The sequence below is a fragment of the Nostoc sp. 2RC genome, from assembly GCF_014222165.1.
In the GTDB taxonomy this organism is placed as follows: domain Bacteria; phylum Cyanobacteriota; class Cyanobacteriia; order Cyanobacteriales; family Nostocaceae; genus Nostoc; species Nostoc linckia.
In genome coordinates this window covers 64,160-77,555 of sequence record NZ_JACKZU010000001.1, presented here as the reverse complement: position 1 = coordinate 77,555, position 13,396 = coordinate 64,160, and the positions used below count along the sequence as shown (strand labels likewise).

16 protein-coding genes are annotated in these 13,396 nt (G+C 40.8%); 15 read left to right on the top strand and 1 reads right to left on the bottom strand.

What is annotated here, in order from left to right; translation table 11 throughout:
• Positions 1 to 490 precede the first annotated feature (490 nt).
• The 8 genes from GNE10_RS00355 (at position 491) to GNE10_RS00320 (ending at position 6,662) form a co-directional block, all read left to right on the top strand.
• Positions 491 to 1,477 carry a cytochrome c oxidase subunit II gene (locus tag GNE10_RS00355; protein WP_185563143.1) on the top strand — a complete coding sequence of 329 codons (987 nt, stop codon included), beginning with the start codon at positions 491 to 493 and terminating at the stop codon, positions 1,475 to 1,477.
• Positions 1,478 to 1,546: 69 nt separating this feature from the next.
• Positions 1,547 to 3,238 (top strand): cytochrome c oxidase subunit I, encoded by a 1,692-nt coding sequence (gene ctaD, locus GNE10_RS00350; RefSeq protein WP_185563142.1) that lies wholly within the window; start codon positions 1,547 to 1,549, stop codon positions 3,236 to 3,238.
• Between the two features lie 199 nt (positions 3,239 to 3,437).
• Entirely contained in the window at positions 3,438 to 3,779 is a 342-nt protein-coding gene (locus tag GNE10_RS35315; RefSeq protein WP_221642681.1) for a hypothetical protein, read from the top strand.
• A 47-nt stretch (positions 3,780 to 3,826) separates the two neighbouring features.
• Positions 3,827 to 4,423 carry a heme-copper oxidase subunit III gene (locus tag GNE10_RS00340; RefSeq protein WP_185563140.1) on the top strand — a complete coding sequence of 199 codons (597 nt, stop codon included), beginning with the start codon at positions 3,827 to 3,829 and terminating at the stop codon, positions 4,421 to 4,423.
• 153 nt (positions 4,424 to 4,576) lie between these two features.
• Positions 4,577 to 5,059, top strand: a complete 483-nt coding sequence (locus GNE10_RS00335) for a hypothetical protein (RefSeq protein ID WP_185563139.1) — start codon at positions 4,577 to 4,579, stop codon at positions 5,057 to 5,059.
• Between the two features lie 206 nt (positions 5,060 to 5,265).
• Entirely contained in the window at positions 5,266 to 5,433 is a 168-nt protein-coding gene (locus tag GNE10_RS00330; RefSeq protein ID WP_185563138.1) for a hypothetical protein, read from the top strand.
• Positions 5,434 to 5,438: 5 nt separating this feature from the next.
• Entirely contained in the window at positions 5,439 to 6,050 is a 612-nt protein-coding gene (locus GNE10_RS00325) for a cupin (protein WP_185563137.1), read from the top strand.
• A gap of 99 nt (positions 6,051 to 6,149) precedes the next feature.
• Positions 6,150 to 6,662: an ArsC/Spx/MgsR family protein gene (locus GNE10_RS00320; protein WP_185563136.1), complete on the top strand. Its 513-nt coding sequence runs from the start codon at positions 6,150 to 6,152 to the stop codon at positions 6,660 to 6,662.
• A gap of 179 nt (positions 6,663 to 6,841) precedes the next feature.
• Here the strand turns inward: GNE10_RS00320 and cysK are convergent, their stop codons facing one another.
• Complete coding sequence (gene cysK, locus GNE10_RS00315) at positions 6,842 to 7,801, bottom strand: cysteine synthase A (RefSeq protein ID WP_099066391.1); 960 nt, start codon at positions 7,799 to 7,801, stop codon at positions 6,842 to 6,844.
• A gap of 971 nt (positions 7,802 to 8,772) precedes the next feature.
• On the opposite strand from cysK, the gene GNE10_RS00310 reads away from it, so the two are divergent.
• The 7 genes from GNE10_RS00310 to GNE10_RS00280 all read left to right on the top strand — a co-directional run bounded on the left by GNE10_RS00310 (position 8,773) and on the right by GNE10_RS00280 (position 13,363).
• Positions 8,773 to 9,180: a hypothetical protein gene (locus GNE10_RS00310; protein WP_185563135.1), complete on the top strand. Its 408-nt coding sequence runs from the start codon at positions 8,773 to 8,775 to the stop codon at positions 9,178 to 9,180.
• A gap of 83 nt (positions 9,181 to 9,263) precedes the next feature.
• On the top strand, positions 9,264 to 9,530 hold the full coding sequence (locus GNE10_RS00305; protein WP_185563134.1) for a hypothetical protein: 267 nt from the start codon (positions 9,264 to 9,266) through the stop codon (positions 9,528 to 9,530).
• A 2-nt stretch (positions 9,531 to 9,532) separates the two neighbouring features.
• Positions 9,533 to 9,844: a hypothetical protein gene (locus GNE10_RS00300; protein ID WP_099066394.1), complete on the top strand. Its 312-nt coding sequence runs from the start codon at positions 9,533 to 9,535 to the stop codon at positions 9,842 to 9,844.
• Positions 9,845 to 10,329: 485 nt separating this feature from the next.
• A complete protein-coding gene (locus GNE10_RS00295) occupies positions 10,330 to 10,665 on the top strand; it encodes a hypothetical protein (protein ID WP_099066475.1) in 336 nt (111 codons plus the stop codon).
• A gap of 228 nt (positions 10,666 to 10,893) precedes the next feature.
• Positions 10,894 to 11,901, top strand: a complete 1,008-nt coding sequence (locus GNE10_RS00290; RefSeq protein ID WP_185563133.1) for an LLM class flavin-dependent oxidoreductase — start codon at positions 10,894 to 10,896, stop codon at positions 11,899 to 11,901.
• A complete protein-coding gene (locus tag GNE10_RS00285; RefSeq protein WP_099066396.1) occupies positions 11,891 to 12,265 on the top strand; it encodes a hypothetical protein in 375 nt (124 codons plus the stop codon). The genes GNE10_RS00290 and GNE10_RS00285 overlap by 11 nt, the downstream gene beginning before the upstream one ends.
• Before the next feature lie 249 nt (positions 12,266 to 12,514).
• Positions 12,515 to 13,363, top strand: coding sequence for an Rpn family recombination-promoting nuclease/putative transposase (locus GNE10_RS00280; RefSeq protein ID WP_185563132.1), 849 nt, complete (start codon positions 12,515 to 12,517; stop codon positions 13,361 to 13,363).
• Positions 13,364 to 13,396: the final 33 nt, after the last annotated feature.

Sequence of the window (13,396 nt, the reverse complement as noted above, 5' to 3'; positions counted from 1 at the left end):
ATAAAAAGTTCATAGTAGACAAACGCGTAAATCGTAATATGTTAGTTATTGACAAATTTAAACTTGCTAGTAGTATGACCCCATTGATATGAAGACAAACAGTGTCCTCTCGAACAACTAGCTGTTTGTAGAAGCTGCGAGCTTTCTTTGTCATAGAAGTTGAAATATAATTGAAAATTTTCTGGGGGAAAGATATGAAAAAAATCTGGAAGTTTCCCCCATTTTTTATAGCTACACGTTAGAAAGTTAATTAAGTGAAAACAAAAAACACTGCCCTGTGAAAGGGAATCGGGAAATGTAGCTTTAGCTTCTCTTTGGGAGACGCTAGCGCGAACCCGCAGGGTGGGAGTAAGGGAGACGCGGGGACACGGGGACGCGGGGACGCGGAGAATAATTAATGCCCCATGCCCAATGCCCAATGCCCAATGCCCAATGCTCAATACCCAGAAAATCACACCTTGAAAGACGGTTTACAGAGCAGGTAGTATGTATGCAACAAGTTCCTGTTTCACTATGGACTCTGGTTGCTGGGATAGTAGTCACAGCAATTAGCATTTGGATTGGTCAAAACCACACTCTACTACCGGTACAAGCATCACAACAAGCGCCTTTGGTAGATGGTTTTTTCAATGTCATGTTTACCATCGCCATTGCTTTGTTTTTGGTGGTAGAAGGAACAATTGTGATTTTTTTGGTTAAGTATCGTCGGCGCAAAGGAGATGACACCGATGGCTTACCAGTGGAAGGCAATTTGCCTTTAGAAGTTTTTTGGACAGCAATTCCCACAATTATTGTCGTGTGTTTGGGCATCTACAGTGTAGATGTTTTTAACCGCATGGGAGGTTTTGAGCCTGCGGGTCATCCCCATTCAGTAGCTCATGTTCATCAGATGAGTGGAAGTGCCATTGCAGCTACCCTCAATGATACCCCCGAAGCCACAACAGCCCCAACAATTGGTTTTGGCGCGTCTCCTTCTGCTGAAGGTAAACCAGCTGACTTAGTTGTTGATGTCCAAGGTATGCAGTACGCTTGGATTTTTAACTATCCAAAAAGCGGCATTACTTCGGGAGAATTGCACATTCCCGTGGGTGCTGATGTGCAACTCAACTTATCAGCAACTGATGTAATTCACTCATTCTGGGTGCCAAACTTCCGCATCAAACAAGATGCGCTTCCTGGAATTCCCACCGAATTACGATTTGTCGCCACCAAACCAGGTACATATCCCGTAGTTTGTGCTGAATTGTGCGGTGGTTACCACGGTTCAATGCGGACACAGGTAATTGTCCACACACCAGAAGAATATCAAACCTGGTTGACAGAAAACCAAGTTGCTCAAAAGCAAAACCCACATCAAGTGGTTGCTGTTAAGCCTGCTGAGTTATCAACATCAGAGTTTCTTGCTCCTCATGTACATGATATGGGGATTAGTGCTGTAACTCTAGAGTCAGTTGTTATGGCAGGCAATAAGCAATAGTCAACAGTTAACAGTCAACAGTCAACACTTTGGACATTTGACCGTGAACTCTGCATAGCAGGAAAAAATATGACACAGGTAGAATTTCCACCGAACACTCCACCAGAGGAAAAGAAATCGGAAACTCTGGCCATGGCCCACACCTCTCATCAACAGGCGTGGAAATGGCAAGACTATTTTACATTTAATATCGATCACAAGGTTATTGGTATTCAATACCTGGTGACGGCGTTTGTGTTTTACCTCATCGGCGGACTGATGGCGATGGCTATCCGCGTCGAATTAGCAACACCTGACGCAGATTTACTCGATCCCAATTTGTATAACGCTTTCATGACCAACCACGGGACAATTATGATTTTCCTGTGGATTGTGCCTAGCGCCATTGGGGGTTTTGGTAACTTCTTAGTACCGCTGATGGTGGGTGCTAGGGATATGGCTTTCCCGAAGCTAAATGCCATCGCCTTTTGGTTAAACCCACCAGCCGGATTACTGTTATTAGGTAGTTTTCTGTTTGGCGGTTCGCAATCGGGTTGGACAGCTTACCCTCCTTTGAGCTTGGTGACAGCACCCATCGCCCAAACCATGTGGATATTGGCGATCGTTTTGGTGGGAACTTCTTCAATTTTGGGTTCGCTGAACTTTGTCATCACCATTTTGATGATGAAGGTTCCCAGCATGAAATGGGATCAAGTACCTTTGTTTTGCTGGGCAATCTTAGCAACCTCCATCCTCGCACTACTTTCCACACCTGTGTTAGCAGCAGGTTTAATTCTGCTATTGTTTGACCTCAACTTTGGTACTTCCTTTTTTAAACCAGATGCAGGCGGTAATGTAGTAATTTACCAACACTTATTCTGGTTTTATTCCCACCCGGCAGTATATTTAATGATTCTGCCCATCTTCGGTATTATGTCCGAAGTGATTCCAGTTCACGCCCGTAAGCCGATTTTTGGTTATAAAGCGATCGCTTATTCCAGTGTGGCAATTTGCGTCGTGGGTTTATTTGTCTGGGTACACCACATGTTTACCAGTGGTACACCCGGTTGGATGCGGATGTTCTTCACCATTTCCACCTTATTGGTTGCCGTTCCCACTGGCGTCAAGATTTTCGGCTGGGTTGCTACCCTCTGGGGCGGCAAAATTCGCTTCACCAGCGCGATGCTTTTCGCCATTGGCTTGTTGTCGATGTTTGTGATGGGCGGCTTAAGCGGCGTCACAATGGGCACAGCCCCCTTTGACGTTCACGTCCACGACACCTATTATGTAGTCGCGCACTTCCACTATGTTCTCTTTGGCGGTTCCGTGTTTGGCATTTACGCCGGTATTTATCACTGGTTCCCCAAAATGACCGGGCGGATGTTGAATGAAACCTGGGGACGCATTCACTTTTTCCTCACCTTCATCGGCACGAATTTAACTTTCCTACCGATGCATGAATTGGGTTTACAAGGAATGCCCCGCAGAGTCGCAATGTACGACCCCCAATTTATCGACCTCAATCAAATTTGTACCTTTGGTTCATTTGTTTTAGGGATATCAGTGATTCCCTTCACCATCAATATTATTCAAAGTTGGATTAAAGGACAGCCAGCAGGGGATAATCCTTGGAATGGTTTGACTTTGGAATGGACAACTACTTCGCCACCTGCCATTGAAAACTGGGAAGTGTTGCCAGTTGTGACTCATGGCCCTTATGACTACGGTAATGGTCATAGTCATGAAGTAGAACCAGCTGTGACACCGGAAGCTAGTGTTTAGTGAAGCTTTCGTGGTGAATTGAAGGTTGAAATTTAAACGCAAAGGGGCGCTGAGGTAAGCGCAGAGGTACGCAGAGTAATTTGAGAAGTTGGAGTTTCAAGCTTAGGGATTTGCAAATCAAAAAAATTCAACTTTTCTTGTGGGGTGGGCGTCTCGCCCGCCTGTAAGGAGGGGCGGACAAGATGTTTATCTCACAAGATTGGGTAATTTATTTGTTGGTAATCCCTTAGAAGTGGAAGGTTCTCGTTTCAAACCGGAAGGTTCTCGTTTCAAACCAGAATGTTCTCGTTTCAAACCAGAATGTTCTCGTTTCAAACCAGAATGTTCTCGTTTCAAACCAGAATGTTCTCGCTTCAAACCAGAATGTTCTCGCTTCAAACCGGAATGTTCTCGTTTCAAACTAGAAGGTTTTCGTTTCAAACCAGAATGTTCTCGTTTAGAACTTGGAACTCCAAGCTTAAAACTCGGAACTCCAGCTTTAAAACTCGCAACCCCTGATTTATTTCTGGGTGGGCTAGTTAAAAATCATGGAAGATATTAGCCCAATTCCCAGTCCCCAGTCCCCAATACTTTTTTGCCAACAAATCTATGACTATAGCGACAACAGAACATGAAAGTGCAGGACATCACGAGGAACATCCAGATTTAAGAGTTTGGGGACTGTTGACATTCCTCGTCTCTGAATCGCTGATGTTCGGCGGATTTTTTGCCACCTATTTGTTTTTCCGTGGTACTACGGCGGTTTGGCCGCCGGAAGGAACGGAAGTTGAGTTATTTGTACCGACGATTAACACCATTATTCTGGTGTCTAGTAGTTTCGTGATTCACTTCGGTGATACAGCGATTAAAAAGAATAATGTCAAGGGAATGCAACTGTGGTACACAATTACTGCCATCATGGGAGCAATTTTCTTGATTGGTCAGGCTTATGAGTACGCAACTTTGGGCTATGGTCTGACTACCAATGTGTTCGCCAACTGCTTTTATTTAATGACGGGCTTCCACGGTTTGCACGTATTTGTGGGACTGTTATTAATATTAGCTGTGTTGTGGCGATCGCGTATTCCCGGTCTATACACTGCCAAAAATCACACCTTCATCGAAATGGCAGAAATTTACTGGCACTTCGTAGACATTATTTGGATTGTGCTGTTCACTTTAGTGTACATTCTGACACTGTTTTAACGAAAGTTAGGAGTGAGAAGAAAGTTAGGAGTGAGGAGTGAGAAGTGAGGAATTAAGAATTCATAACTCCTAACTCATAATTCATAACTCCTAACTCCTAACTCCTAACTTCTAACTTCTAACTCCTAATTACTCACTCTCCAGGAGTTAATTATGCAAGTCAATACAAACAAATTCTCATGGTTCCAGGTTCCTGATGATGTCAAAAATTTATTAATTCTAGCTGCACAAAATTGGGAAAATACATCAGAATCGGAAAAATATATTCAACAAGCCTTGGCTAAAACTGGTGAAAATACAGATGTATTAGTAGCAGCCTATAGATTTTTTTACTATAAAAATAATTATTCTCTCGCACTGCAAACAACAACGAAATTATTAGATAAAATTAAAGAACTAGAAAAATTCCCTGATGACTGGGAGCAACTTAAGCCCATATTAGTCAATCGCAAAGAAGATCCACAAATTCGATTGTACTTAAATGCTTATGCTGCTTCTGGATTAGTTCTAGCAAAGTTAGGAGCAATAGACCAAGCAAAAGAAATCAGCACTAGAGTCAAAGAGATAGATGAAAAGCATGATTTCGGAGCCGGAATTCTCCTGGATATTTTGACTCGTCCAGCAGAAGAGGATTAATTAATGTGTGGGGAATAGGGCATGGGGCATGGGGCATAGGGATGAGGAAGTGAGGGAGCAGGGGAAGATGGGGAGACAAACAGACAACTTGCAACAAGTCTTTTCCTTCGATCTCTCTATCTTCTTCCTTCCCCGTGTCCCCGTGTCTTGTTTCCATGCCCAATGCCCAATGCCCAATGCCCTTTTTCCAATCAAGGTGAACATTCATGAACAATTGGTTTTCTACTTCATCTTCGTCTTATTCTCTTTTAGGAAATGCGAGTAATAATAACCCAATATTTCCTCCGATTTACATACCTACTACGCCACCGATAGGTAGTCTTCCTAATGTTTCGCCGATTATTATCATCCAATCTTCTCAGATGAGATTTTAAAAGTTATGCAAGGTAGGGATTGGCTATTAACGGGAGACGGTCGGTATCAAGCTTGTAAATCTGTGAGGGCATGGGATTTATTGAGAGATAATTACCGCGTTTATCGGTTTTTAACTGAGGTGGAAGATGTTCTCAATAATGTAGAAGATGAATCTAGTTGTTTGCCAGAAATTCGGATGCTCGTTAGGCGCTTGATTGTTAATTCCTACTGGGTGCGGAGTCAGTATTTAGAACCTTCTCCCAAAACGGGAACCTCTGTTTTACTCCTATATGATGAATTGGGTTTTCCGTTGACGGTGCAAACAGTAACATTTGCACCAGGAACGAAATCAAATATTCATAATCATGGCACGTGGGGAGTAGTAGCGGTGTTAAAAGGTCAGGAAAAAAATACTTTTTGGCAACGCACTCAAAGTTCAGAATCTCCAGACAAAATTGAATATGCGGGAGAATTAATTCTATCTCCAGGAGATATTATTAGCTTTACTCCCGATGCCATTCACTGTGTAGAAGCACTGGGTAACGAACCCACTGTGACTTTTAATGTTTACGGTGAAACAGATCCAAAAGAAAGATTTGAGTTTGACCCAGTTAGCAATAATGTGAGGAAATTTTAAAGAGAATTCAGAATTCAGAATTCAGAATTCAGATTGTAGAGACGCGATGAATCGCGTCTTCACTTCACCCAAATTACGAATTACTAAAGAGGTAGTTGCATGGCAAGAGTAATTTTTTATAGTAAACCAGGCTGTCAAGGTGGTACTAAGCAAAAAGTTTTGCTCACAGCTGCTGGTCATGAAGTGATAGCATACGATTTGCTAACAGAACCTTGGACAGTTGAGAGATTGCGTTCATTTTTTGGCGATCGCCCCGTAGCCGAATGGTTCAATCGTTCTTCTCCACGGGTAAAATCTGGTGAGATAGTTCCAGAAAAAATTGATGCCCAAACCGCTTTAATATTGATGTTGAGAGATCCGCTGTTGATTCGCCGTCCTTTGTTACAAGTGGGCGATCGCCGTGAGGTAGGATTTGATGTTGAAAAGATTGATGCTTGGATTGGCTTGAAGCCTGTGGATGAATCTTTCAGAGAAATGAGCGAAAATCTCATGAGTCAGGATTTACAAGGCTGCGCCCACAATGGTAAGCACGGTCATCACCATCATCACGAACAAGGTGGTTGTAAGCATCATGGTGAAGAACAGCAAAAGCAAGGTAGTTGTAGTCATTAGACCTCTTCTCTTGCTTTCATTGCTTTTTGCAAGAGATGGGAAAAGGGGTGCATCTTTATTGGGGAAAGGGCAAAGGGGAAAGGGCAAAGGTTTTAAATCCCTTACCCTTTACCCCTTTCCCTTTCCCCAGTCCTCACAAGCGCATTTTTGAGTTACCAGACTACTAGCCTTTACTGTTTTTAACGGGCTGTGGCTGTTTCTAAGGATAAATCTTGAAACATTGGGGTGCTGAGGTAGCGTTCGCCGAAGGAAGGTTGAATCATCACGATTAATTTATCGGCGTTTTCTTTGCGTTTACCTACTTGAATTGCAGCACACAAGGCTGCACCAGAGGAGATTCCAGATAATAGGCCTTCTTCTTTTGCTAAGCGTCGCCCAAATGCGATCGCCTGATCGTCGCTGACTCTAATTACTTCGTCAATCAATTCTAGACGAAGAACATCTGGAACAAATCCGGCTCCAATGCCTTGAATTCTATGGGGGCCTGGTTCACCACCTGAGAGAACTGGGCTGTTGCTGGGTTCAACTGCGATCGCTTGAAAACTCGGTTTGCGGCTTTTAATTACCTCTGCAATCCCAGTAATCGTCCCACCAGTACCTACTCCCGCAATCAGAATATCTACCTGTCCGTCTGTGTCAGCCCAAATTTCTTCCGCGGTGGTTTCGCGGTGAATTTTGGGGTTGGCAGGGTTGCGGAATTGTTGCAGCATATAAGCATTGGGGGTATTAGCTACAATTTCTTCGGCTTTTCTGATTGCTCCTCGCATTCCCTCAGCACCCGGTGTCAACTCTAAAGATGCCCCATAAGCTCTGAGCATAGCCCTTCGTTCGCTACTCATGGTTTCTGGCATTGTCAAAATTAAATTGTAGCCCCGCGCAGCTGCCACCATTGCTAAAGCAATTCCTGTGTTACCAGAGGTAGGCTCTACTAAAATGGTTTTTCCTGGCTGAATGAAACCCTCTGCTTCTGCCGCGAGTACCATATTTAAGCCAATACGGTCTTTCACTGAAGCCGCTGGGTTCATACCTTCGAGTTTGACAACTATTCTTGCTAAGACTCCCTCGGCTTGGGGAATTTTGTTCAGTTCAACTAAAGGAGTTCGTCCGATGAGTTCTGTTACGTCTTTAGCAATCCGCATTATTTAACTCCTAAAATCCTAAATCCTAGTGCAAAGTATCTATTTATAACAATAAGCTTTTGTGTATTGGTTTTGTAGTTGAGTGCAAGTGAGTGTATATGCTATGTATTTTAACTAAAACACACAATATATAAGTTTCAGAAGAACTTTTCCAAGATGTTTAGTCAAGATAATTCAGTTTGTTATGAAAATATAAATTAATCTCAAAAATTTTAATTGTTTTTTTGATTGATTGAGTTTATCCTTATCAACAGACATTAATCTTTTGTTTTGAGTACAAATTTAATTCACTCAAAATGTGAAAAAAACAGCCTGAAATCCTTATCTACATTGCTTTATCATTGAGTACTCCACACACCAGCACCCCACCTCGATAATACTAGAACCCCATCCCAAAAACACTAGCACCCATACCCCAATGAATTTTTAAAATTCCCATCAGGCAATCGTTACAGGCGTTGAGTACTATTTTAATGAATTTAATAATCTTAACGAGGCTGGGATAAACTATTTTATGGGAAGGTGGCTGATATAAATCGTATAGGATTTACGCAGAGATTCCCCTCTACCCCCCAACATTCCTAAGCGAAAGCTTAGCGAACTAGGGGGGACTTCTTAATCTCTTCTTTGAGAGGAAGATAAAAACACATTCCAGGATATGAGGGCGTTATTTCTCAGTAAAAATTCCTATTTTTTGTGAAAAGCTTGGTAGTTTCTCAATGATTAATGGTCAGCGATAATTAGACAAATAACTGACAATTAATAGTTAGAAAATTACCTTCTACACATATTTTAGCATCAGAATTGTTTGAAAAGTAGAAATATAACAGATTACAGGTAAACAAGATACAAGTTTTAAGAACAAAGCCATAATCTCAAGTGACTTTTAATTCTGTTGCCTGTTGCCTGTTCCCTGCTTGATAAAGATATTTTCTTACTGGGTGCATACTACCTAGCAAGGGAGAGCCAAAATGAAAGCCAAATTTTTAAATTTTCTTACAGTTTGTGTAGTTACTTTAGCGGTGCTTTCTCCAGAGCTAGTAGTATTTGGCATTATTTGGGAGCGACATATTGAGTTATTAGAATCACAAAATAAAACATGTGAAGTAAGCAAAACTGGTGTAGCTACCCAAACAAAAAATATACCATTACCTCAGACTAAGATACATACTTCTGAGCCAAATTTAGTTAATAAAATGCTGACTGTTACTGAGCAATATAAACTTGGCACAATCCTACAATGGTTCTTCGTGTTAACCCCTATTTGTGTTGGGTTAGCTATTATCTTTTATGACAGATATCTTGTTTATCGCGCTGCTGTTTTAAAAGAACAAGTTGAAATGTTGGAAAGACTGTGGCAGCAAAGTATTGAACAGTAGTTTGGGCATTATTAGATTTATGTAAATATTTCTAATCCTCTGGCAAAGCTTCAATTTTTTCCCTTCAAATCTAGAAAATTATCATGACAGAACAACGCCAACACTTGTATTTTAACCTAATCGATGAATTACTAAGATGCCCTAATGGTCAAGAACCAGAAATTTTAGAAACTCAGCCAGAATTAATAGATGCTGGTTTAGTAGAAACAATGCTACAAGTAGCAACGATGTTCGCCCATGAAGGCAATCAAGATGGTGCAAAATTTTTATTTTTTGTAGCCCGCGAACTAGCGAAACAATTAGGTTTATATCCTGAAGTTCCCAACTCGGAAGTTGCTAATAAGGAGTAAAAATGCTGTTGACTTCAACTGATGCCGGACAAATAGCTTTAGAGCTACTTATGGCAGATTGGAACATTTCAGAAGAAAATAGAGAGTGGTTTACAATCTTTAACTCTCGTCTCATGGGCGAGAGTTGGTACATTGTAGAACTAGGTGTAGAAGGATTTCCCGATCGCTGGTTTATTCAAGTGTATGACAATGGAGTTTGCGATCCAAACTATACCTTTATTTCACCAATTCATGGCTCTGAAGGATTTACAGATTTAGTAAATTTGCCGGATATTGTTGCTGAAGTTTTAGTTTGCGAACGCAATGCAAGATAATAACAATTAAAAATTAAAAAGAAGAATTCAGAATTCAGAATTCAGAATCCAGAATTCAACAATCAGAATTAAAAAGAGGTGTACCACATCGGTATATCTCTTTTTGTTTAATATGCAACAAAATTTAGAATTTAGCAGCCAGAACATTGAAGGCGTGTTACTTATACCGTAGCCTAACGCACATCAATAAATACTCATTAGACTTCTTGCATAAGTCGGGAAAAGGGGGAAAGGTTTGGTATTTTCCCTTTCCCCAATAAAGATGTATCCCTTTGACCACAAGAGTCCAAAAAGCAATTGATTGCAAGAGGTCTATTACAAAATACAACCTAAATTTTGAATTCTAAATTCTGAGTTCTGAATTCTGAATTCAGAATTCTCATTTAATATTTTTTTCCATTACATAACGTAAATTGTCATATTTAATTGACAAGATTATGTTATATTAAATTAGAGTGACCGACGCTACAGAAATATCAGTTGAAATGATTGCTGAAGACATCTTAGCTAAAGAATTCACAAGAGTCGTCAACCACTACTATCCCAAAGTTGGAGAATTACTAGACGGGTGTTATGTGAAAGTGATTACCTGTTTTTGGGGACGACCTGCAAGACGTTTGCAATATATAGGAATTTATTGCTCAGATCAAATGATTCCTTATGTGCAAGCTCAAAAAGAAATACTGCGAGAAGTAGCAGACAACATGGGTCTAGTGCAAGTAGTTTGCATCAATAGCAAGCGATTATTACGCGACCCAATGTCGAAACTCAAAGAAAATAATCCACGCCTATGGTTAGAGTTGCAGTGGGTTGCTACTTAACAGAAGTTGACGTTCTGACAAGGGAGAGATTTGAATCACAAGTGATTAGTTGGACATGAAATCAGAATTTACTAGGAGTCCAATACGATATTCTAACTCCTGAATTCTGACTCCTGAATTCTGACTCCTGAATTCTGACTCCTGAATTCTGACTCCTGACTCCTGAATTCTGACTAGACTACTAAGATAGCCAGCACACACGGTGGGTAAAAAGTATTAACGCAAGTAATGAAAACTGGAATTTTCTGCAATTACGACAATCATCACCAAAATGCTCATCGTGCCATTTTTGAGCAAGTAAAGCTGATAAAACAGGCAGAAAGCTTAGGTTTTGAGGAAGCCTGGGTGAGTGAGCATCATTTTAGTGAATCCAATCTTAGCCCATCCATGTTAGTGTTAATGGCACACTTGGCGGGATTGACTTCAAGTATCAAATTAGGCACGGCGGCGGTGTTATTGCCATTTCATAACCCAATTCGGGTAGCAGAGGACATCGCTACTTTAGATAACTTGTGCAATGGACGATTATTATTTGGAGTTGCGAAAGGAGGGCCTTTCCCTCAACAAAATAAGCATTTTGCAACGCCAACTAATGAATCGCGTCCGAAAATGTTAGAGGCAATGGCATTGATTGAAAAGCTTTTATATGAAACTAACGTATCATTTAACGGGCAATATTATCAATGCGATCGCCTAACAATTTATCCCAAACCATTGCAACAAAAAATTCCCGTCTACGTTGCCACTGGTGGTGATGATGGTATTGAGTTTGCCGCCAAACATTCCTTCAGTTTGATGGGTGGCCCGCCGTTTTCCCTACAGAGATTAAAGAATACCATTGCCAAATATCAAGCGTTAAATGCTAGGGGTGCAGAAAATTTTGTGCTGGCACGCTTCTTTTATGTTGGCAAAACTAATGATGAGGCAGTGAGTGAAGCGTTACCTTTCATTCGCAAATTCAGCCAAAAAATGAAAGCTAATTCGGCCGAAGTCATGCAAAATAGTGCGAATCCCAACCAAAAACCATTCGATCGCACGAATATTTGTTTCGATGAAGATTATTTGATTGAGAATTCAATTATTGGTGATGTGGAGACTTGTCGAGACAAAATCAAGAAATTTCAGGACGAATTAAACTTAGGTACGTTAGCACTCAAACCCTCATCTTTAGATGTGGAAAAAAACCTGGAGAGTTTGACGCGCTACAACCAAGAGGTGCGAAATTATGTCTTCTAAATTACACCTGCTACCTCCCGATGATTTGCCTCCAACTGAGGTGACAAGAGAGGATGGAATGTTGCAGATGGAATTAGAACAGTCCGTAGGCAAATGCTTTTATTTAGCCTGCGATCGCATTACGCGAGTACTGTTATCTAATTGTCAGTGGTATCTGACAACAAACGCTAACATTCTCACATTAATTATTGATTGTCCTGACATAGTATCCTACTGGCATATTGTTAGCAATATTCCCCAGTTAGGTAATCGCTTAGAAAGGTTTTCCACTAACGCCAAAATTCGCGTTTATCCACCATTTGGCAAAGGAATGCCCTTTGAAATTGGCGTCAATGAAATCTCTGCTTATCGAGATTGGCTTTAGGTCAATAGACCTCTTGCAATCAATTGCTTTTTGCACTCTTGTGGAAAAAGGTTAAAGGGGAAAGGGAAAATAACAAACCTTTCCCCCTTTTCCCGACTTCTGTAAGAAGTCTAATAAACATCATATTGTCTCACACCCTGTACTCTTAGAGTGCAGGGTGTTGCCATTTTAAAATAATTATTTACTTTGATATTTTGACCTTTCCAAGTTATAAAATTTTTTGTGCGTCTACTTTCTTTATATCTGCTTATGTCCAAACCTGCTGACATTAGTACTAAACGCCTAATTAGTCTTGCACCCGACAATTGGGTGAAATGGGTAACACAAATACCTGACGTTATCGTAGGCGAAATTCTCAACTCAGAATTTCAATGGCTGAGTAGACAAAGTGATGTACTCATCCGTGTGGAAAATCCGCAGTATGGAAAGTTTCTTGTTATCAATGAATTACAACTGCGTTATAAACCCGAAATGCCACGACGGATGCGTGCTTATACAGCACTCGCTGAAGAAAAATATAATTTACCTACCTATCCAGTATTAATTAACATTCTTAAAGGAACTAACACAGAAATACCGACAACATATACATCAAATTTCGCAGGCTTGAAAGCAACTCAAGATTATCGAGTAATTAACCTTTGGGAAGTTGATGTAAATACTGTATTTGATACGCCATTACCTTCCTTACTTCCCTTTGTACCCATCCTCAAAGGTGGTGAGAACGAAGTTATAATTCGAGAAGCCTTACAAGTTCTGCGTGCCGACGAACAACTAAATCAACTAGAAACAGTTTTGGCGTTTTTTGCTACGTTTGTAATAGAGAGTGCCTTAGTCCAAGAAATTATGAGGTGGGATATGACTGTATTGCGTGAGTCACCTTGGTATCAAGAAATTTTACGTGAAGGAGAAGCGCGAGGACGACGAGAGGAATTATATTCCGGTATTGAATTAGCACTGGAAATTAAATTTGGAACTCCTGGCTTAGATTTAATGCCAATGATTTACCAAATTACAGATTTACAGCGATTAAAAGAAATTCAGCAGGCTATTAAAACCGTGAGTACAGTGGAAGAATTACAGCGAATTTGTGAGTAATTTGCTAGTGAACAACACTGGCGGCTATTTTTG

Excerpts from the sequence above, each read along its gene's own strand:
- GNE10_RS00355 (WP_185563143.1), top strand. The coding sequence starts at position 491 with ATGCAACAAGTTCCTGTTTCACTATGGACTCTGGTTGCTGGGATAGTA.
- ctaD (WP_185563142.1), top strand. The coding sequence starts at position 1,547 with ATGACACAGGTAGAATTTCCACCGAACACTCCACCAGAGGAAAAGAAA.
- GNE10_RS00340 (WP_185563140.1), top strand. The coding sequence starts at position 3,827 with ATGACTATAGCGACAACAGAACATGAAAGTGCAGGACATCACGAGGAA.
- GNE10_RS00335 (WP_185563139.1), top strand. The coding sequence starts at position 4,577 with ATGCAAGTCAATACAAACAAATTCTCATGGTTCCAGGTTCCTGATGAT.
- GNE10_RS00330 (WP_185563138.1), top strand. The coding sequence starts at position 5,266 with ATGAACAATTGGTTTTCTACTTCATCTTCGTCTTATTCTCTTTTAGGA.
- GNE10_RS00325 (WP_185563137.1), top strand. The coding sequence starts at position 5,439 with ATGCAAGGTAGGGATTGGCTATTAACGGGAGACGGTCGGTATCAAGCT.
- GNE10_RS00320 (WP_185563136.1), top strand. The coding sequence starts at position 6,150 with ATGGCAAGAGTAATTTTTTATAGTAAACCAGGCTGTCAAGGTGGTACT.
- cysK (WP_099066391.1), bottom strand. The coding sequence starts at position 7,801 with ATGCGGATTGCTAAAGACGTAACAGAACTCATCGGACGAACTCCTTTA.
- GNE10_RS00310 (WP_185563135.1), top strand. The coding sequence starts at position 8,773 with ATGAAAGCCAAATTTTTAAATTTTCTTACAGTTTGTGTAGTTACTTTA.
- GNE10_RS00305 (WP_185563134.1), top strand. The coding sequence starts at position 9,264 with ATGACAGAACAACGCCAACACTTGTATTTTAACCTAATCGATGAATTA.
- GNE10_RS00300 (WP_099066394.1), top strand. The coding sequence starts at position 9,533 with ATGCTGTTGACTTCAACTGATGCCGGACAAATAGCTTTAGAGCTACTT.
- GNE10_RS00295 (WP_099066475.1), top strand. The coding sequence starts at position 10,330 with ATGATTGCTGAAGACATCTTAGCTAAAGAATTCACAAGAGTCGTCAAC.
- GNE10_RS00290 (WP_185563133.1), top strand. The coding sequence starts at position 10,894 with ATGAAAACTGGAATTTTCTGCAATTACGACAATCATCACCAAAATGCT.
- GNE10_RS00285 (WP_099066396.1), top strand. The coding sequence starts at position 11,891 with ATGTCTTCTAAATTACACCTGCTACCTCCCGATGATTTGCCTCCAACT.
- GNE10_RS00280 (WP_185563132.1), top strand. The coding sequence starts at position 12,515 with ATGTCCAAACCTGCTGACATTAGTACTAAACGCCTAATTAGTCTTGCA.